This is a genomic window from Pleomorphochaeta sp., from assembly GCF_050031695.1.
Classification (GTDB): Bacteria; Spirochaetota; Spirochaetia; order Sphaerochaetales; family Sphaerochaetaceae; genus Pleomorphochaeta.
Window position 1 is genome coordinate 84,142 of record NZ_JBNAIC010000013.1, and the last position, 19,887, is coordinate 104,028.

At 28.9% G+C, this 19,887-nt stretch carries 17 protein-coding genes; 1 reads left to right on the forward strand and 16 read right to left on the reverse strand.

Features of this window, described 5'->3' with window-relative positions; translation table 11 throughout:
- Positions 1-9: 9 nt before the first annotated feature.
- From ACPKM0_RS02110 to ACPKM0_RS02150, 9 genes are all read right to left on the reverse strand, one after another.
- On the reverse strand, positions 10-945 hold the full coding sequence (locus ACPKM0_RS02110) for an efflux RND transporter periplasmic adaptor subunit (RefSeq protein WP_472473144.1): 936 nt from the start codon (positions 943-945) through the stop codon (positions 10-12).
- A gap of 21 nt (positions 946-966) precedes the next feature.
- Positions 967-2,259, reverse strand: a complete 1,293-nt coding sequence (locus ACPKM0_RS02115) for a TolC family protein (protein ID WP_472473145.1) — start codon at positions 2,257-2,259, stop codon at positions 967-969.
- A gap of 440 nt (positions 2,260-2,699) precedes the next feature.
- Positions 2,700-3,476 (reverse strand): tryptophan synthase subunit alpha, encoded by a 777-nt coding sequence (trpA, locus tag ACPKM0_RS02120; RefSeq protein WP_472473146.1) that lies wholly within the window; start codon positions 3,474-3,476, stop codon positions 2,700-2,702.
- Positions 3,469-4,653: a tryptophan synthase subunit beta gene (trpB, locus tag ACPKM0_RS02125; protein WP_472473147.1), complete on the reverse strand. Its 1,185-nt coding sequence runs from the start codon at positions 4,651-4,653 to the stop codon at positions 3,469-3,471. Before trpB ends, trpA begins: the two co-directional genes overlap by 8 nt.
- Complete coding sequence (locus ACPKM0_RS02130; protein WP_472473148.1) at positions 4,646-5,260, reverse strand: phosphoribosylanthranilate isomerase; 615 nt, start codon at positions 5,258-5,260, stop codon at positions 4,646-4,648. Before ACPKM0_RS02130 ends, trpB begins: the two co-directional genes overlap by 8 nt.
- Before the next feature lie 5 nt (positions 5,261-5,265).
- On the reverse strand, positions 5,266-6,039 hold the full coding sequence (trpC, locus tag ACPKM0_RS02135; RefSeq protein WP_472473149.1) for an indole-3-glycerol phosphate synthase TrpC: 774 nt from the start codon (positions 6,037-6,039) through the stop codon (positions 5,266-5,268).
- Positions 6,040-6,042: 3 nt separating this feature from the next.
- Positions 6,043-7,053, reverse strand: a complete 1,011-nt coding sequence (gene trpD, locus ACPKM0_RS02140; RefSeq protein ID WP_472473150.1) for an anthranilate phosphoribosyltransferase — start codon at positions 7,051-7,053, stop codon at positions 6,043-6,045.
- A gap of 3 nt (positions 7,054-7,056) precedes the next feature.
- The gene (locus tag ACPKM0_RS02145) at positions 7,057-7,626 is read right to left on the reverse strand and encodes an anthranilate synthase component II (protein ID WP_472473151.1); all 570 of its coding nucleotides are present in this window, start codon (positions 7,624-7,626) and stop codon (positions 7,057-7,059) included.
- Complete coding sequence (locus tag ACPKM0_RS02150) at positions 7,627-9,081, reverse strand: anthranilate synthase component I family protein (protein WP_472473152.1); 1,455 nt, start codon at positions 9,079-9,081, stop codon at positions 7,627-7,629.
- 284 nt (positions 9,082-9,365) lie between these two features.
- Between ACPKM0_RS02150 and ACPKM0_RS02155 the strand changes: the two genes are divergently transcribed.
- The gene (locus tag ACPKM0_RS02155) at positions 9,366-10,064 is read left to right on the forward strand and encodes a peroxiredoxin (protein ID WP_472473153.1); all 699 of its coding nucleotides are present in this window, start codon (positions 9,366-9,368) and stop codon (positions 10,062-10,064) included.
- 134 nt (positions 10,065-10,198) lie between these two features.
- On the opposite strand, the gene ACPKM0_RS02160 is transcribed toward ACPKM0_RS02155, so the two are convergent.
- The 7 genes from ACPKM0_RS02160 to ACPKM0_RS02190 all read right to left on the reverse strand — a co-directional run bounded on the left by ACPKM0_RS02160 (position 10,199) and on the right by ACPKM0_RS02190 (position 19,810).
- The gene (locus ACPKM0_RS02160; protein WP_472473154.1) at positions 10,199-11,707 is read right to left on the reverse strand and encodes an ABC transporter substrate-binding protein; all 1,509 of its coding nucleotides are present in this window, start codon (positions 11,705-11,707) and stop codon (positions 10,199-10,201) included.
- A gap of 497 nt (positions 11,708-12,204) precedes the next feature.
- Positions 12,205-14,202 (reverse strand): dipeptide ABC transporter ATP-binding protein, encoded by a 1,998-nt coding sequence (locus ACPKM0_RS02165; protein ID WP_472473155.1) that lies wholly within the window; start codon positions 14,200-14,202, stop codon positions 12,205-12,207.
- Positions 14,192-15,022 carry an ABC transporter permease gene (locus ACPKM0_RS02170; RefSeq protein WP_472473156.1) on the reverse strand — a complete coding sequence of 277 codons (831 nt, stop codon included), beginning with the start codon at positions 15,020-15,022 and terminating at the stop codon, positions 14,192-14,194. The genes ACPKM0_RS02165 and ACPKM0_RS02170 overlap by 11 nt, the downstream gene beginning before the upstream one ends.
- Complete coding sequence (locus ACPKM0_RS02175; protein ID WP_472473157.1) at positions 15,022-15,990, reverse strand: ABC transporter permease; 969 nt, start codon at positions 15,988-15,990, stop codon at positions 15,022-15,024. Before ACPKM0_RS02175 ends, ACPKM0_RS02170 begins: the two co-directional genes overlap by 1 nt.
- 502 nt (positions 15,991-16,492) lie before the next feature.
- Positions 16,493-17,440, reverse strand: coding sequence for an electron transfer flavoprotein subunit alpha/FixB family protein (locus tag ACPKM0_RS02180; protein WP_472473158.1), 948 nt, complete (start codon positions 17,438-17,440; stop codon positions 16,493-16,495).
- Between the two features lies 1 nt (position 17,441).
- Positions 17,442-18,236, reverse strand: coding sequence for an electron transfer flavoprotein subunit beta/FixA family protein (locus ACPKM0_RS02185; RefSeq protein WP_472473159.1), 795 nt, complete (start codon positions 18,234-18,236; stop codon positions 17,442-17,444).
- A 101-nt stretch (positions 18,237-18,337) separates the two neighbouring features.
- Positions 18,338-19,810 carry an FAD-binding oxidoreductase gene (locus ACPKM0_RS02190; protein ID WP_472473160.1) on the reverse strand — a complete coding sequence of 491 codons (1,473 nt, stop codon included), beginning with the start codon at positions 19,808-19,810 and terminating at the stop codon, positions 18,338-18,340.
- Between the last annotated feature and the right edge of the window lie 77 nt (positions 19,811-19,887).

Here is a 19,887-nt window from a genome sequence, read left to right on the forward strand (position 1 = left end):
TATCTCCCTCTATTGTGCAATATTAATGGTTGAACCATTTTTAAGCATACTTTGACCACGTGTAATAACTAAATCACCTTCTTCTAATCCACTTATTATTTCTATTCTTCCATCTATTTCTATACCAGTTTCTACATATGTTAATTTTGCTAAATTATCACTAGATACTACATATACAAAATATCCTTCATCCCCACTTGATATACAAGACGATGGGATTGATAAAACATCATCCTTAACTTCAGTAATTAATTTTATAGAACCAAACATACCTGTTTTAACTATATTGTCTTTATTTTCATCTAATTTAATCTTTATCTCTAATGTTCTAGTAGAACTGTCTAATACTGGACTAATTTCTACAACACTACCTTTGAAAATTTGGCCTTCATAAGACTCAAATGTTATTTCAGCATCTAATCCTAATTGTATATAAGACATATATTTCTCTGAAATAAAACAATCTAATTCTAATTCACTTAAATCACCAACTGTAGCTATAGAGGTAGAAGTTGAAGAGACTTGATCTCCTTCATCAAACGGTAAGTCAGTTATTGTTCCATCAATTGTGGATTCAACTGGATTTACAGAATAATTTTGACCAGGTAAAGATGGATCAACTTCAACAATTATATCTCCCTTTTCAATATAATCACCTAAGGAGACTTTAACTGAAGAGATTTCACCTGTTACATCTGGGTAAATATCAATACTTTTTTGCGCTACAACATCACCATTAAATTCCAAATAATTTGTCATAGTTGTAGGACTCATTTCTTCTACATAAACAGTATATGACATTTCTTTAGAGTCCATTAAAGGCCCTCTCATCATAGTGTTATTGCTATCATCAAAATAGATATAATAACCTAAAGCACCGATTGCTAAAATAATTAATATGACTAAAAAAACTCCAGTTTTTTTATTTTTCTTGTTTTTATTCATTAATAATTCCTTTTTATATTTTTAATTAACAGATTTAATGTCGTCAGAAGATACATTTAAAGCATATTCTAAATCTAATATTGCGGATAAATAATTATATTGACTTGTTAGTAAATCTTGTTTAGCTGAGAATAATGTATTTTGAGCTTCTTCAAGATTTAGTAATTCACAAGTACCTAATTCATAAGCTTCTACATTTGCATCATATGTTTTTTGAGAAATATCAATTGCAATTTCACTTATTTCCATGCTTTCTTTATATCCATTAATTTCAAGAATTAGAGTTTCAATTTCTATTTTTGCTTCTTCTAATGTATTTTGATAACTTAACTGAGCTTGATTAACACATCTTTTAGCATCAGATATGACAATATCTTCTTCACTGCCATCTATATATCCATTTATGGGAATAGAAATTGTGGCATTAAGAGATACACTATCAGACCAATCAGAATCAAAAAGATCAGAATTATATACACTATAATCTAAACTTAAATTAAAGATTGGATAAAGATCACTTGCTTTTTCTATATCTAATAAAATTTCTTCTATTTCTATTGATTTTTGAGCACTAACTAAATCTAATCGGTTATTTATATAATTAGAAATTAGTTTATCTGAATTTAAAGTTAAAATTTCTATATCTAAACCACCTTCTAATTCAATTTCTTGGTCTATATCAATTCCTAATAATGCTTTAAAAGCCATTAATTGAGTTTCATATGAAGTATTCGCACTAGTATATGATGGTTTTAAATTTTCATAAGTACTTTGAGACTCTAATACATCTAGTTCTGATACCAGTCCATATTTATAATTCATCTCCATTTGAATATATCTTTTATATGCTAAATCTAGATTCATCTTTTCTAACTGAAGACTTTGTTTGTATGCAATCAAATAATAATATGCCTTTTTAACTTCTAATTTTAGAGCTTCTTGATCATATTGATATAAAATATTTTGTGCTTCATAAGATAATTTGTCATATTCCATATAATATCGACTAGATTTATTTAGAGAAACACTTGAAACAAATGAACTAGTTAATGTTAATGAATTATCAACAGAAGTATCTACTATTCCATTCGTATTAGTAATTGAAGTTTCAAAAGATAAATCAGGTAATAAGACATTCCAACTATTCTCATATTGATCTTTTGTTTTTTCTAATTCAATATATGAGGATTTCAATTCATAATTTTGGGCAACTGCTAAATCTACAGCACTCTCTTCATTTATGACTAATGGATTTGCTATTATTGGTGAAATACTAGCAAAGAATACAGTAAAAAAAAATAAATATTTCTTCATCCGACCTTCCTTAAAAGATTAATGTGAATATAATATTTATTAGATATTTTCACTTCAATGAAAAAGGTAATTCTAATAAATGACGAAAGTAATTAACTAGTTTTAAACAAAGGCATTAAAGCCTTTCAATCGTTAATAATTTAAGCAACAGTCTATAGATAATTAACATATAATTGTTTGTTACAAACATTTAAATAATTACTTATTTCACTATTTAATAACTTTAATTATGATGTAATTATATTTACATAAAATATTATTACATCTTTCACAATTTATTTTTGCTAGTACTTATTATTTGAATTAATTCATTTTTAGAAAATTTATGAAAAGTATTGTTAACTTAAACAAGGTAACTAATATAATTTAAAAAAGAGGAATTATGTTTACATAGTTCCTCATTATTTTTTACATTTTTATATTGATTATATATTTTGGGATTATTGGATAACACCTAATTTTAATTCTTTTGCAAACTCTTTTACAAAAGGAACACAATTTCTTCCGTGTTTTTCGATTATTCGAACTATTGCCGAACCTACTATTGCACCATCAGAAATTTTAGCCATTTCATGTGCCTGAACTTTATTGCTTATACCAAAACCAATAGCACAGGGTAAATTAGGTCTAACAGTTTTAATAGTTTTTATCAGTTGATCTAAATTATTACTAAATGAACTTCTCTCGCCGGTAACTCCTAAAGAAGATACACAGTATATAAAACCATTTGCCTCTTTTGCAATCTTCTCAACCCTACCTTTTGAGGTTGGAGCTACTAAAGATATTAAATCTATATTGTGTTTATTCAATACAGTCTCAAATTCACTTTTCTCTTCAAAAGGAACATCAGGCAAAATTAATGCATCTATACCTACTTCTTCTGATTTTTTTGCAAATCTTTCTATTCCATAGCTATAAACAACATTTGCATAAGTCATAAAAGCTAAAGGTATTTGAGTGTTTTTTCTAACTTTTTTAACTAATTTAAATACATCATCTGTACAGATTTTATTATTTAAAGCTCTCTCACTAGCACCCATAATTACAGGTCCTTCTGCAGTTGGATCTGAAAAAGGGATCCCAAGTTCTATTAAATTTGAACCTGCATCTTCTAATGCATAAATTAGTTTTTCGGTAGTTTCTAAATCTGGGTCCCCAACAGTTATAAAAGGTATAAAAGCTTTACCTTCTTCAAAAACTTGATTTATTTTACTCATTTATATCTTCTCCTCTGTATTTAGCAATAGAAACGCAATCTTTATCTCCTCTTCCAGATAAATTTACAACTATTATTTTATCTTTAGACATTGTTGGAGCTAATTCAATTGCATAAGCTAAAGCATGGGAACTTTCTATTGCAGGAATAATACCTTCTATACGTGATAAATATTCAAAAGCTTGAACTGACATTTCATCAGTTATAGGAAAATATTCTGCTCGCTTAGTATCATATAAATGAGAATGCTCTGGCCCAACACCTGGATAGTCTAACCCCGCGGAGATTGAATAAACAGGTTTAATTTGTCCATAGTCATCTTGGCAAAAATAGCTCTTCATTCCATGAAAAATACCAAGCTTTCCAACAGTTATAGTTGCTGCAGTTCTTTCTGTTTCAGCTCCTAAACCTGCTGCTTCAAGCCCAATCAATCTTACATCTTTATCTTCAATAAAATGATAAAAAGCTCCAATAGCATTAGAGCCACCACCAACACAAGCTAATACAGCATCCGGCAATCTACCTTCTTTTTCTAAAATTTGCTGTTTAATTTCTTTCGATATAATAGCTTGAAAATCTCTAACTATTGTTGGAAAAGGATGAGGTCCCATAACACTGCCTAATACGTAATGAGTATCACTAATTCTATTAGTCCATTCTCTCATAGTTTGAGAAACTGCATCTTTTAATGTTGCAGTACCATTAGTAACACTATTTACCTTAGCTCCTAACAATTTCATTTTATAAACATTAAGAGCTTGTCTTTCTATATCTTCTTGGCCCATAAATATTTCACATTCTAAGCCCATTAAAGCAGCTGCTGTAGCAGTTGCAACACCATGTTGACCCGCTCCAGTTTCTGCAATAACTCTAGTTTTTTTCATTTTTTTTGCAAGCAAACATTGACCTAACACATTATTAATTTTATGTGCACCAGTGTGATTTAAATCTTCTCTTTTTAAATATATTTTAGCTCCACCTAAATCTTCACTCATTCTTTTAGCAAAGTATAACCTAGAAGGACGATTAGCATATTCATTTAGTAGATAAGTTAACTCTTCATTAAACTCATTATCATCTTTATATTTATTATATGCCTCTTCTAACTCAATAATTGCATTCATGAGCGTTTCAGGAATATACTGCCCACCATGTTTTCCAAAATATCCTTTATTCATAATATTCTCCATTTAGTGATTCTAACTTTAAATGAATCTCTTTCATTTTATCAAAATTTTTAACCCCATTTTCTTCCACACTACTACTTAGATCAAAAGCAAAAGGTTTAAATTTTATAAAAGCATCTTCTATATTTTCTATATTAATACCACCAGCAATAAATAATGGTTTATTAAAATTAACTGATATATTCCAATCAAAAACTTTTCCACTTCCTTTACCACTATCAATTAATAGATAATCAGCAGCAGAAAAATCTATATTCTTATTAAACTCTTTATTTATTCTTATAGCTTTTATTACTTCAACATTTACTAAACTCTTTATTTGGGAAATATATAAATTTGATTCATAACCGTGTAATTGCACTATATCAATAGCTTTACTCTCTACAGCTCTAATAACATTAGTTATTGGCTCATCTACAAATACACCAACACTTTTTATGTTAGGATATAATTTAGATTTTAAATTAATGGCTGTTTTTAAATCAATTTGACGTTTACTTTTTGCAAAAACAAAACCAATATATTGTGGTTTTATCCTATTAACCATCAATATATCTTCTTCTCTTCTTATTCCACAAATTTTAAGTTTAGTATTCACAAAATTTATCCTTTGAATGTTTTTAGTAACTCTTCTTTAGAAGATGATTTCATAAATGATTCTCCAATTAACAGTGCATCAACTCCAATTTCTTTTGCTTTTATTATATCTTCTCGTTTAGAATAACCACTTTCACTTACCATGATTTTATTACTAGGAATATACTTCCTCATTTTTTTACTAGTATTTAAATCAACAACAAATGTTTTTAAATCTCTATTATTAATCCCTATTATTTTTGCATCTATTGAGAGAGCCATATCTATTTCTTCTCTACTATGAGCTTCAACTAAGACATCTAATCCTAAAGAAGTAGCTTCTTTATATAAATTAGATAATGAACTTAAATCTAATAATGCACATATTAACAATACTGCTTTAGCATTAATAACTTTAGCTTCATGTATTTGAAATTTATCAATAATAAAATCTTTTCTAAGAGTTGGAATCATTACATTTTTATTTATCTCTGAGAGATAATTTGGATGACCTTGAAAAAAATCTTGTTCAGTTAACACCGATATTGCATCAATCTTTATTCTTTCATATTCTTTTGCAATATCAACTGGATTAAAATCTTTACAAATTAAGCCTTTTGATGGAGACGCTTTTTTTACCTCAGCTATATATGAAATATCAGGTTTAGCTAATGCTTTATAAAATGGAAAATCATTATTTATATTATTACTAAATGCCTTCTTCTCCATATCATCTCTTTTTTCATTAGTTATTATATCTAACCTAGCTTTTGTCTTTAAAGCAATTTCATCTAAAATCATTGACTATACCTCATTAGTTGCTTCAACCATTTGGTTAAGTTTTTCTAATGCTTTCTTACTATCAATAACATCTTTCACTTCAGCAATAGCTTTATCTAAAGTTAAATCATCTCTAGCAATGTATAATGCAGCAGCACTATTTAGAACAACAGTATCTCTCTTTGGACCAAGTTTTCCATTAAAAATATCTTTTATTATCTTTGCATTTTCTTCAGGTGTTCCACCTTCTAAATCTTCTTTCTTACACAAATCAAACCCATAATCTCTTGGATCTATTTCATAATTTTTAACCCAACCATTTCGAATCTCACAAACTTTCGTTTTACCAACCATTGAAATTTCATCAAGGCCTTCAAGACCATAAACAACCAAACCTCTTTTTACTCCCAAATTCAAAAGAACTTGTGCTAAAGGTTCTACTAATTCTTCATCATAAACACCCATGAGTTGAAATGAAGCTCCCGCAGGATTTGATAATGGACCTAAAATATTAAAAATAGTTCTAATGGATAATTCTTTTCTCACAGGAGCAACAAATCTCATTGCTGAATGATATTTTTGAGCAAATAAAAAACAAATTCCAATTTTATCTAATACTTGTTTAGCTTGATCTGCTTCAATAGTTATATTTACACCTAAACTCTCTAATACGTCAGCAGCACCACATTTACTAGAAGCCGCTCTGTTCCCATGTTTTGCAATAGGAATACCACAAGCTGCAACAACTATCGATGAAGTTGTTGAAATATTAAAAGAATTAGAATGATCTCCACCTGTTCCAACAATTTCTAAAACATCTAAATCATTAAGTAATTTTACAGCATGTTGTCTCATAATTTTTGCAGAAGCTGTAATCTCTTCAATAGTTTCACCTTTCATAGATAAAGCTATTAAATATGCACCTATTTGTAGATTGCTAGCTTTACCACTCATTATTTCATCCATAACTGTTTCAGCTGTGAAAGAATCTAAATCTTCTTTTTTTGATAATTTTATAATTGCGTCTTTAATCAAAATTTATTCTCCTAATAAAAAATTCTTAATTATATCTAACCCTTTGTTTGTTAGAATTGATTCTGGATGGAATTGAAGTCCAACTATTCTATTTGTAGGATCTTCAACAGCCATAACTTCCTTAGTTTCTTTGACTTCTGCTGTTACAATTAGATTCTTTGGTAAAGTTTCTTTTACAACAGCTAAACTATGATATCTAGCTACTTTAAGTGGACTTTCTATTTGTTTAAATACAGCTATTGGATTTAATGTAGCAAGAGATTGTTTGCCATGCATTATAGTTGATGCATGATCTACAGTTGCCCCATATGCACAACAAATTGCTTGATGACCTAAACATACACCTAATATTGGAATTTTCCCTTTTAGCTGTTTTACAACTTCTATACAAATTCCGGCATCTTCTGGTTTTCCAGGGCCTGGAGAAAGAATAATTGCTTCAGGATTTAGACTAACTATTTCTTCAATTGTAATTTTATCATTACGTATTGTCTTTATATCTTGATTAATTTCACCTATTAATTGGTAAAGGTTATAACTAAAGCTATCATAATTATCGATTAATAGAATCATTTATTTATCCTCCAAGGCATTAATTACCGCTTTTGCTTTATTTATACATTCAATATATTCATTTTCAGCTACTGAATCTTTTACAATTCCAGCTCCACTTCTAACATAAACATTTCCATTTTTTTTAAAAGCAAGACGAATAGCAATACAAGTATCTAAACCACCATTGAATGATAGATATCCAATAGCCCCTCCATATACACCTCTTTTATTATTTTCAAGCTCATTTATTATTTCACAAGCTCGAATTTTAGGAGCACCGGAGAGAGTACCGGCTGGAAGGATTGAATCAATTGCATCAAGAGAATCTAGTTCATCTTTAATTATACCTGTGACAGTTGAGCCAATGTGCATAACATGAGAAAATTTTAATATTTGCATATAATCTTCAACTTTTACAGAACTAAATTTGCTTATTTTACCAATATCATTTCTACTTAAATCTACTAACATATTATGTTCAGATACCTCTTTAGGATCATTTAACAACTCTTTTTCTAAAGCTTTATCTTCTTTTTTATCTTTCCCTCTTTTCCTCGTCCCAGCTAAAGGAAAAGTACTCAACTTTGAGCCCTCAAGTTTTACTAGGGTTTCAGGAGAGGCCCCTGTTAATTCAATATGATCACTTACAAAATAAAACATATATGGAGAAGGATTTGTTTTTCTTAAATAGCTATATACTGATTTTAGACTTCCCTTATATGGTGCACATAGTCTATTTGAAAGAACAACTTGAAAAATATCTCCCTCATAAATATAATTCTTTGCTTTTTCAACCATTTCACAAAACTCTTCTTTACTAAATAAAGGTTTAAGAGGAGCTAATAACTTTCCTTTTTCTTCAGGTATATATTCTTTTTCTAAAATTAAATCTCTTAAGCTTTTTAACTCCATAGTTGCTTTTTTAAAATTTGATTCAAAGTTTTCTCTCTTAACGTTAATTATTAAGTAGATTTTTTTCTTTAAATTATCAATTGCTATTATTTTATCAAAAAGCATTAAATCAATATCTTTAAAGTCTTCTTCATCTACAGCATCTAATTTTAATGTAGGTTCACTAAATGAAATAAAATCATATGAAAAATAACCTACCAATCCGCCTGTAAAAGGAGGAAGCCCTACTACTTTAGGACTTTTATTTTCATTTAATATTTTTCTTATATATTTATGTGGCTTCTCTACTTCTATTTCTATTGAAGTTGCTGAATTAATACATAACATGTTTTTTTTCTGAGTAATTTCTAAACTCGGATTAAAGCCTATATATGTGTATCTACCCCAAACCTTGCTATCTTCACATGATTCTAATAAAAAACAATGCTTGCTTATTTTCTCTAACTTGTTAAGCAATTCTAAAGGTGTTTTATTTTCTAAAGAAAGTGAATAACTTATTGGTATGATATTATACGCTTCATCATATATCATTGCTTGTTCTATATTTGGATAAAAATTCATATTGCCTCTTCTTTGTTTCTATTTATAGAAATATAGATGTTACTATAAACAGAAACACAGTTTCTGTCAATAGTAACAGAAAAATAAAAGAGAACTCTCAATATTGACTTTTCATTATTAAGTGATACCATATTAATTATAATTGACTTATGTCACTAATTTCTTTTGCATAATGCTATTGAGCTAAGGGAGTTTTATTTTATTTGTTCTCTTATAAAAAAAATATTAGAGAATATAAAAAACTAGATAATTGAAAAAGTACTAATTCGCTTATGGAGGTATCTATGGGATGTGATACTGGTTTAAAACCAATCAAAAAAGTTGAAAAACAAGAATCAACTAATATCGTTAAAGAGGAGAAAAAGAATATGAGTTCTACAATGGTAAGACAAGAAATGCCTAAATTTACAATGGATGCATTTGATGCAAAATCTGGTCACTTTACTACAGTTTCTAGTGAAGATTATAAAGGTAAATGGACTGTAATTTGTTTTTATCCTGCTGATTTTACATTCGTTTGTCCTACTGAAATTGCTGCAATGAATTCTAAATATGATGAATTTAAAGAATTAAATACAGAAATATTAGCTGTATCTGTAGATTCTAAATTCTCACACAAAAGATTTGCTGAAACTGAACCTATACTAAAGGGACTAAAACTTATGATGGGAGCAGATAATAATCAAGAAGTAAGTCGAGCTTTCGGAGTATTAGTAGAAGAAGAAGGTGTTGCCCTTAGAGGAAGATTTTTATTTACCCCAGAAGGGATCTGTGTTGCTCAAGAAGTTCAAGCTGATTCTGTTGGAAGAAATGTAAATGAATTCTTAAGACAAGTAAAAGCTTGGCAATATGCAACTAAAACTGGTGAAGTTTGTCCTGCTGGTTGGCGCCCAGGTAAAAAAACATTACCTGTAAATACAGATGCTGAAAAAATGGCTGGTCATGTAGGAGACTATATTACATTAGAAGAAATTTTAAGTTAATTTAAATTTAAAATCATAAAATAGAAATAGCATTCCATTTTCTTATAAATAGATTTTGGAATGTTTTTTACTTATAAAAAATTTCACCCTCTAAATAAGAAGGTGAAATATTTCAAAATATACAATTTATTATATTATTTAATATCCATATATTTATATTGTGGTATTTGAGTTAATGGATGACTATAATTCTCTATATCACTACTAACTGCAATTAATAAAGGTACTTGTACGTTTATTATTGAACCATCTTCAAAGAATACTTCTTGTAATTGATGATAATAATCAAGACGTTTTGCTTCATCAGGTTCAGCAGCAATATTATCCATTAATACATTAGCTTCAGCGTTATCAAAATGAGTTTCATTCCATGCACCACCACCTCTATATGCTAATAATAATAATACTGAAGGATCAGGACGTGCTGCCCAAGCTGTAATTGCGAAAGGAACTTGCATCCAATATTGAGATAAATAAACATCACGAGGATATCCTTTTAGAGTAATATCAAAGCCACCATCTTTTGCTAACTCTTGAACAGTTTGAGCTAATTCTTTTCCAAAAGGATGGTCAGATGCATAATGTAAATCAACACTTACACCATTAGGATAACCAGCTTCAGCTAATAATTCTTTAGCTTTTTCTGTATCACGTCCACGTAAAGGAATATCTTTGTATTCTGCTTGAATCTTCATAATTGGACTTTCACTATAATCAACACCATCATTTAAATCCATTTGAGCTACACTTCTAGCAATAATTTGCGGATCCATACAATATTTAAGAGCTAATCTAACTCTATTATCATTAAATGGTTCCATATCATAAGTCATGTCAATGAATCTCATCTCTTGATATGCTGTTACAACATTAATATCAGGATTATCTTTTAAACGAGTTTTAATTGTTTGTGTGATAAAAGGAACAACATCAACTTTATCAGATTCTAGCATTGAAATACTAGCATCAATATCTGATACGAAATAAATAGCTAATTTATCAACAATAGGATAGCCTTCTGCCCAATAATTAGGGTTTTTTACTAATAAAGCTGATTCTTTTGGCATTAATTGTTGCATCATAAATGGACCAGTTCCCATTGGTTTAGTTTCACCAAGATTTTCATAATCATAATCACTTGATAAAATTGCCATATTATAGTCAGTCATTTGATAAATAAAAGTAGGCCTTGATTCTTTTAAATGAATAATAATTTTATAATCATTAACAATTTCTACTGATTCTACAACTTCAAAATCTTTTTTCTTTAAATGTCCTATTGATGAATCTTGAGTTCTTTCTATTGTAAATTTAACATCTTCTGCATTAAAATCACTTCCATCATGGAATTTTACTCCTTCACGAAGCTCTATAACCCAATCTTTTCCATTATCAGTATTCCAAGAAGTTGCTAACAATGGATCAAGTTCACCTGTTTTCGCATTCATTTCTACTAAATATTCATACATTGAACCATTCATAGAGAAAGCTTGTCCATCCCATATACCAGGTGTGATAATTCCTGGGACTTGCTCTGCGATACGAATCATTTTTTCTTCTTTTGCTTCTTCTTTTTCACCACCGGCAAAAACCATAGAGACAACAAATAAAAGCATAGTAATAAGACTTATAGTTCGTTTCATATTTCCTCCTCCTTATAAAAAAACTAGAATAATCTAGTTAATTATTTATATGAAATATCATTTATAATGATATATTTTCTCTGAAATAAGTATCCTTAATAAAAAAGCAAAATTAGATAAAGGACTGAGTTAATTTAAATTCATAAGTAATCGTGGTATGAATTATAAAGACATAAGAAATAACTTCTTATTTCTTTCCTTGCTTAATATTTAGAACTCATAAATTATCATTTATACTAATATAAATCGAAAAAAATTCATGAGTAAAATTGATACTCTTTTTTTAGCCTTCCTATTTATTGTAACAAATTTATACTGAAAAGTAAAAGAAAATAATTTGGTACTAAATTCCCCCTTGTATCAAAGACCTTTATTACTAATTAATAATTAACCTTAAAAATATAGATACAGTACTTTTAAGAATACAAAAAAACTTTTGAAACTCTTTAAAAGTATTTTTTATAGGAAGAATATAAAAATTACTAAAAAATAATATTCTATTTATGATAAGGGATATGACAATGATAATAATGCGTATCACTTACACAAACTTTTGGTGGATATTCTTCTTCACAGATTTTACCAATTTGTTTATGACAACGGCCAGCAAATGGACATCCTTTAGGTTTTTTAGCAGGATCAGGCAATCCACCTTCTAAATGAATAGTCTTCTTTTGTTTTGTTGGATCAACTTCAGGAACAGCAGACAATAATGCTTGTGTATAAGGATGACAAGTATCATTCATTATTTCATCTCTTAAACCATATTCACAAATTTTACCTGCGTACATAACCATAATATTATCACTTAAATAATTAATTACATTTAAATCATGAGAGATAAATAAATATGTAATATCACTATCATGTTGTAATGAATTAAGCAAATTTAATACTGAAGCTTGTACCGAAACATCTAATGCTGATGTAGGTTCATCACAAACAATTAACTTTGGAGAAATAGATAAAGCTCTTGCAATTGCAACACGTTGTTGTTCCCCACCTGATAATTGCCTAGGTTTTTTATATAAATAGTCTTTTCCTAAATCTACTTTACTTAATATTGATAAAATGATTTTACGTCTTTCTTCTTTAGAATTAATATTTAATAAACGCTGCATAGGTCTACCAATAATTTGTTCTACTGTATGAGATGGATTTAAAGACCTACCTGGATTTTGGAATATCAATTGAATATCTTTTAATACTTCAGAGCTTCTATTTTTCCACCCCTTAGTAATATCTATTCCATCAAAAATAATCTTTCCAGAAGTAGGTTTATGTAATCCTGAAACCATATTTCCAGTCGTAGATTTACCACAACCTGATTCTCCAACTATACCTAAAACTGTTCCACTTGATACATCAACATCGACTCCATTTACAGCATATACTTTTCTTTTAGTACCATAAATTTTATATAAGTCTTTTATCTCAAGAATGGTATTTTCATCAACATTTATATCTTCAGCTTTCTTTACTTTTACATGAGGTTTTAATTTTTTTTCTATTGAATTTTCAACATCTGTTGCATAAGCTCTATCACAAGCTGCAATGTGATCTTCTTCAATAGCTCTCATACCATATTTTTCTAGACAAGTCTCGTTTTTAACATCACATCTATCAGCATAAGGACAACCCTTATCAACAGCACCTCTTCTTTTTACAAATCCATTTATTGTATTTAGTTTGGCATTCTCTTTTACAATACCACCTCTTGGCATACAGTTAATTAATGCACGTGTATAAGGATGAGATGGATGATTAAATATTTTTTCTTTTGGACCTTTTTCAACTATCTCACCATTGTACATAACAGCAATTTGCTGAGATACTTTATTTATTACTCCCATATCATGAGATATATAGATTAAAGACATATCGAGTTTTTCTTTTAAGTCTTTTATTGAATCTAAAATTATTGCTTCAGTAGTAACGTCAAGAGCAGTTGTTGGTTCATCAAGAATCATAATATCAGGTTTACATAATATCGCCATTGCAATACAAATACGTTGTTGTATCCCACCACTAATTTGATGAGGATATCTTCTTACAGTACCTTTAGGGTCTCCAATATTCATCATTTCTAAAGCTTCAAGTGAGGCTTTTCTAGCATTTTTCTTATCAAGTTTTTGATGTATAATACTAACTTCATCTAATTGAGCTCCAATTGTTAATGAGGGATTTAAACTTGTAGATGGATTTTGAAATACCATAGCAATCCTATTGCCTCTAATTTTAGATATCTCAGCTTCACTCTTCTCTAATAAGTTTTCACCATTAAAATTAATCACTCCCTCTACTTCAGCATTAGATGCTAAATACCTCATAATTGAAAAAGCTGTCGTAGATTTACCACAACCTGATTCTCCTATAATACCTAAAGATCCACTTTTTTCTAGCGTAAAAGAAACATCTCTTACAGCTGAAAATTTACCATCAAAGGTATTAAAGTATACATTTAAATTTTGAATATCTAATATTTTATTGTTCATGAATCAACACCTTACTGACAAAATCAGAGAAAATCGATATTGCAATAACTAAAGAGGCTATAGCTAAAGCTGGAAATAATACAGCCCATGGTGCTTGAGAAATAATAGCTTTATTTTCAATAACCATCATTCCCCAGTCAGGAGTTGGAGGCTGTAAACCTACACCTAAAAAGCCCAAAGATGCTACCATCATTATTGAATAAGCAAACCTAGCTGTTGCTTCAACAATTATTGGACCCGTTGTATTTGGTAAAATTTCAACAAACATAATATAGAAATTATTTTCACCTCGAATTTTAGCAGCATCAACATATTCCCTATTTTTTTCACTAAGCATAACACCTCTTGAGACCCTAGCCGTTGCAGGGATATATGCTATTGAAACAATAATTGTTAAACTCAGTATGGAAGAATCACCAAGTATTCCTAAAACAACCATGGAAAGAACTAATGGTGGAATTGCCATTAATATATCCATTATCCTTAAAAAGAAATAATCAAATTTATTACCAAAATATCCTGCAGAAAACCCTAAAATAACACCAATAATTGTAGAAAAAATCGAAGTCATAAGCGCAACTGTTAATATGGATTTACTACCATATACAATTCTAGATAGAATATCTCTACCCATTGCATCTGTTCCTAAAAGGTGATTAGCTACACCAGGTGATACCATTTGATTATCTGCATCAATTGCAGTATGGGTAAAATCTACGAGTGAAGCACCAAAAATTGCAATAAAAATCCAAAAAAATAAAACTATAATTCCAATAATAGCTAATGGACTTTTCTTTAATTTATATAAAAAATAATTCATTATCTTTGCCCTCCTTGGAAACGAATCCTAGGGTTTAAATAACTATATAATATATCTGTAATCATTGTAGACACTGAATAAATAATTGTAATGATTAATACACATGCCTCAATTAGTGGTATATCTCTTGTTTTAATTGCTGTCATTAATAATGAACCCATTCCAGGGAAACCAAATAATGTCTCAACAACTACTAGTCCACCAAATAACCATCCCATGTTCATCCCAATTATTGTAATAGTAGGAAGCATAGCATTCTTTAATGCATGCTTGAATATAACATATCTTTTTGGCATACCTTTTAATGATGCAGCTCTTATATAATCAGAATGCATTACTTGAATCATTGATGATCTTTGCATCCTAGATATGTATCCAAACATAACAAAAGTTACTGATAAAGCTGGTAAAATTACAATTTGTAAATTTTGCCAAATACTTTCTCCAATTGGAATAACACTTACTATAGGCAACCAATCTAAAGCCACAGCAAATATTGAAATTAAAAACACACCTGATACAAATTCAGGTAAAGCCATTGTAGCTAAACCAAAAAAAGAAATAATTTTATCTGTATTAGAATTTTCTTTAACGCCAGCTATAATTCCCAAAATAATAGAGAAAGGAACAAATATAATAAAAGCAGTTAATGCTAATATTAAAGAATGACCTACTCTTCTCCATAAAATTGAATTTATAGCTACACCTTGCATGTAGATAGACTCTCCTAAATCTCCAGTAATTACTCCACTAACCCAACGAACATAACGTTGTAGAGCTGGATCATTTAGACCTCTAGCTTCTCTTAGTGCATCTAGAGCTTCAGGAGTTGCACTTTGACCTAAAATCATTTGTGCAACATCTCCAGGCATTATTTCAACAAGCATAAAAATAATAAAAGACATAACTAATAAGGTCAGTAATAACGTACCGAACCTTTTAAGTATTATCTGTACAATCCTATTCATATTTTACCTTAAAAAACATTTTGTACTGGTTAAAATTAATAAAAAACATTATAGCTTATATTCAAAACCAGGAAAGATAGCTATTATGTTTACTAATTATTTCTTAAGAATTTAGTATGGATATAATAAAGCAATAAAAATTGAAAATTATTTTAATTTACAATTCAATTATAAAAATACTACTTTATAAACAAAAACATACAACAGTTTTATTTTCAAAACTAAGGTTTATAAAGGTAAATAATTAGTAAAGTTGAGTATATAATACACCCTATCTATAAATTAAACTTGAATTGAACCCATTTGTCAAGTTTTTAAATTTTGGCCAAAATGTCCATAATTTGAAAAATAGAAAAAGTTTATATACAAAACAATAGCTATAAACAACTATTTAAGTTAATTAAATAGCTATGAGAAAAATATAAATACAAAATATGATTTTAAATCAAAACAAGAGTGAATATCTATTTTAAAGCGCTTTAGAATATATAAATTGTTAATTTTAGCCATTAGCATGCTCACTAATTTTACTAATTAATTTTTTTAAAAATACAATAGCATCACCTTCAACAACTATATCTGAAATACTACATATTGGAGCATCTTTATTTATGTTTATAGAAATAATAAATGGTATATCTTTTAACCCTTCAACATGTTGCAAAGCTCCATGTATTCCAAATGCAATGTAGAGAGACGGACTTACGGTTTTACCAGATTGTCCCACTTGTATCGATCTAGAAACAATCTTTTTATCAACAACAGCTCTTGAAGCACTTAAATTACCATTTAATAGAGAAGCTAACTTTTCTAATTCCTCTATATCTGTACATCCAGCTCCTGCTGAAACTAAAACATCACTTTTTTTTATATCATAAGGTATAACTTTCTTTTCAACTTTTTTAACCTTAATATTACAATAATTATATTTAAGATTATTTAGAAAGATATAAGAAGTTTTTTTATCAGCAACTTTATTATATAAAAAGATTCCACTTCTAACACTCATCATTATAGGGCCATCGCCTAAAACTTTTATTGCTGCCATTATTTTCCCACTGTATGCAGGTCTAATTAAACTTACTTGATTATTTTTATTTGAAATGGCTGTTACATCTGCTACAATTCCTGTTTTTAATTTCATTGCAACAGAGGGAGCTAAACATCTACCTATTGAAGTTGCTAAAAAAAGAATTGCATCAAAATTATATATTTTTTGCAATTGAGAATATATTTCACCTATTGCTTTTTGGTCAATTAATTGTAACTTAGTATCTTCGATTTTTAAAACCTTATCAAAAAAACCTTCTAAAGGAGAATCTTCTTTTGAGTTTATCACTAATGCATAAGTTTCAACATTTTGATTAATATACAATTGTCTTGAAGCTTCTAAAAGACTTAAAGATTCGTTTCTAAAATTCTCTTCAACATATATAAGTACTTTCTTCATATTAGATAAAACCTTTTTCCTTTAAGAATTCATATATAACTTGTACACCTTCTTCATCCGCTTGAACTATTTTTTTATCTCTTGTTTCATATTTTTTAACATGGGTACTATTAACCTTAGTTAAGGAGCCTTTAATGCCTATAGTAGACTCATCAAATTTTAATTGTTTATTTGATATAATTTGTATTTTATCAGAAACATCTAAGTTCAAATTTTTATAACGAACATAAGGAAGTCTATAATTTGATTCTCTTGTAAGACTTAATATTGCAGGTAATTTTATTTCATAGGTAACTGAAGAATTTTCATTTTCAACATTTACAGTTGCAACTTCTCTACCAAAAGAAGTTTCATCAATTTTAGAAATTGAATTTAAATGATCCAATTTTAAACATTGAGCGATTTGAGATGGAACATGAGATGTATCTCCATCTATAGAGTGAGTACCACTTAGAATACAATCATAATTAATTGTAGATAAATGCTTTGATAGTATTTTACTAGTAACATAAGTATCACTTCCAGCATATAATGAATCGCTAATTAATGTAGCTTTATCAAAACCAACTCTTAAAATATTTTCAATTTGAGGAATAAGAGATTTTGGAGCCATACTTATAACTTCTATAAAAGTATCAGGATTTTTTTTCTTTATGTTCAAAGCAAAACCTAAAGCACAGGCATCATCCGGATTGATATTCATACTACTATCTTGTCTAATAATTGTATGCGTTTCATAGTTATAGCTAAAATTATCTACATCTGGGACAAACTTAACTAGACAAACTATATGCATAAATTTAATTCTCCTTTTGTTAATTTAATTAAATATATATTAAGAAACAACATGGCAACACCTAATTGGTACTGCCATGAAAAACACATTTTAAAGTAAAACTATTCAATATATTTTAATCCATCTTCTTTTGGGAAAATATTACCATAGTTCATAATACCTTTAGGATCAAAAGCATTCTTTAGAGTTTCTAGCATATAGTAAGCTGAACCATGTTCTTCTTTTGCCCATTCACTACGATATTTACCAATACCATGGTGATGACACATTGATCCACCAAATTTTAAAGTTTCTTCAACAATAATTCTTTGTAATGGATGGTGATAAATGATTAACTCATCTTCTGGTTCACATAAAATTTTATAATTATAAACAAAATACATGTTAGTACCATTTAAATACGAATGAGATGAATGTCCACCTAGCATAGTTAAATCATTTACACGAGGATATTCTGCTTTAACACGTTTAATTACACTGTTATAGATTTTAGGAATAGTTTCCCAATCTGCAGATATTTCTGTTGTAAATCCACTATGGTAATCATTTTCAATCATTCCTTCAAATTCATCATCAATATCTTTTTGTGACCAGTTTAATTGATTAAACCAAGTTTCAATTAATGAACTATCTACTTGCTTAATAATACCGTCTTTATGTAATTCAACAGCATCTTCAATTGCTTGAGATGTTGCATCAACTATTCCCTTAGGGCCTTCTGCCATGAATAATAAAACACATTTGTTTTCATAAAAATGATAGAAATGTTGAGCAGCATCTTCTTCGGAATATGTTCTAGCTACAGATGGTCTAAAACCATTAACCATAACTTCTCTTAATACTTTAATACCAGATTCAACATCTTTTACTAAATAACCATAAAATCTATTATTATCTGGATAATACTTAAATATCTTTACTGTAACTTCTGTTATGTAACATAAAGTACCTTCATTTCCGATTGCTATGTGACGGATATCTGGTCCTCCTGATCTACGAGGAACATTTTTTATTCTAGATACGTGACCATTAGGGAAAACACATTCAAGACCAACTACCATATCTTCAATTCCACCATATAAAGTTGAGAATTGTCCAATACTCCTAGTTGCAACTAATCCACCATATTTAGCAACAGGTTTTGATTGAGGAGAATGACCTGTAGTAAAACCTACTTTTCTTAATTCATCTTCTAATTCTTGAAGAGGAACACCTGCTTGTACAGTTGCTTGAGAATTATAAGTATCAATCTTAATAATTGAATCTAAGTGTAAAGCATCAATAACAATTGTAATATCTTTCCAGTTTTCTAGACCACCTTCAGTAGCAGTCTTACCACCTCTTGCAATAACATTTATTTCATTTTCATTGCAATACATTAACAGTTTTCTTACTTCCTCTGTATCTTTAGGATATACTATCGCAATAGGACTTGGTACATTTAATACCTTACGAGCTTTAGCATACTTCTTATATCTATCTGCAGCTGCATCATATAAGGCATCGCTATCTGTGTTAACTTGCTCTTTAGAGAGCATCTCTTCTAATTGTTTAAGAATTATTTTTGTATCCAAGTTTTTACTCCTAAGATTTATTTTAAGTTGATTAATACCTTTCTATAGTATCCTTATCGATTCTTAGGTTAAGCGTA

What these genes read in the sequence shown, in the direction of transcription:
- ACPKM0_RS02180 (WP_472473158.1), bottom strand. Translation starts at nt 17,440, where the DNA reads ATGAAGAAAGTACTTATATATGTTGAAGAGAATTTTAGAAACGAATCT.
- ACPKM0_RS02170 (WP_472473156.1), bottom strand. Translation starts at nt 15,022, where the DNA reads ATGAATTATTTTTTATATAAATTAAAGAAAAGTCCATTAGCTATTATT.
- trpA (WP_472473146.1), bottom strand. Translation starts at nt 3,476, where the DNA reads ATGAGTAAAATAAATCAAGTTTTTGAAGAAGGTAAAGCTTTTATACCT.
- ACPKM0_RS02115 (WP_472473145.1), bottom strand. Translation starts at nt 2,259, where the DNA reads ATGAAGAAATATTTATTTTTTTTTACTGTATTCTTTGCTAGTATTTCA.
- ACPKM0_RS02160 (WP_472473154.1), bottom strand. Translation starts at nt 11,707, where the DNA reads ATGAAACGAACTATAAGTCTTATTACTATGCTTTTATTTGTTGTCTCT.
- ACPKM0_RS02110 (WP_472473144.1), bottom strand. Translation starts at nt 945, where the DNA reads ATGAATAAAAACAAGAAAAATAAAAAAACTGGAGTTTTTTTAGTCATA.
- ACPKM0_RS02165 (WP_472473155.1), bottom strand. Translation starts at nt 14,202, where the DNA reads ATGAACAATAAAATATTAGATATTCAAAATTTAAATGTATACTTTAAT.
- ACPKM0_RS02145 (WP_472473151.1), bottom strand. Translation starts at nt 7,626, where the DNA reads ATGATTCTATTAATCGATAATTATGATAGCTTTAGTTATAACCTTTAC.
- trpC (WP_472473149.1), bottom strand. Translation starts at nt 6,039, where the DNA reads ATGATTTTAGATGAAATTGCTTTAAAGACAAAAGCTAGGTTAGATATA.
- ACPKM0_RS02150 (WP_472473152.1), bottom strand. Translation starts at nt 9,081, where the DNA reads ATGAATTTTTATCCAAATATAGAACAAGCAATGATATATGATGAAGCG.
- ACPKM0_RS02175 (WP_472473157.1), bottom strand. Translation starts at nt 15,990, where the DNA reads ATGAATAGGATTGTACAGATAATACTTAAAAGGTTCGGTACGTTATTA.
- ACPKM0_RS02185 (WP_472473159.1), bottom strand. Translation starts at nt 18,236, where the DNA reads ATGCATATAGTTTGTCTAGTTAAGTTTGTCCCAGATGTAGATAATTTT.
- trpB (WP_472473147.1), bottom strand. Translation starts at nt 4,653, where the DNA reads ATGAATAAAGGATATTTTGGAAAACATGGTGGGCAGTATATTCCTGAA.
- ACPKM0_RS02155 (WP_472473153.1), top strand. Translation starts at nt 9,366, where the DNA reads ATGGGATGTGATACTGGTTTAAAACCAATCAAAAAAGTTGAAAAACAA.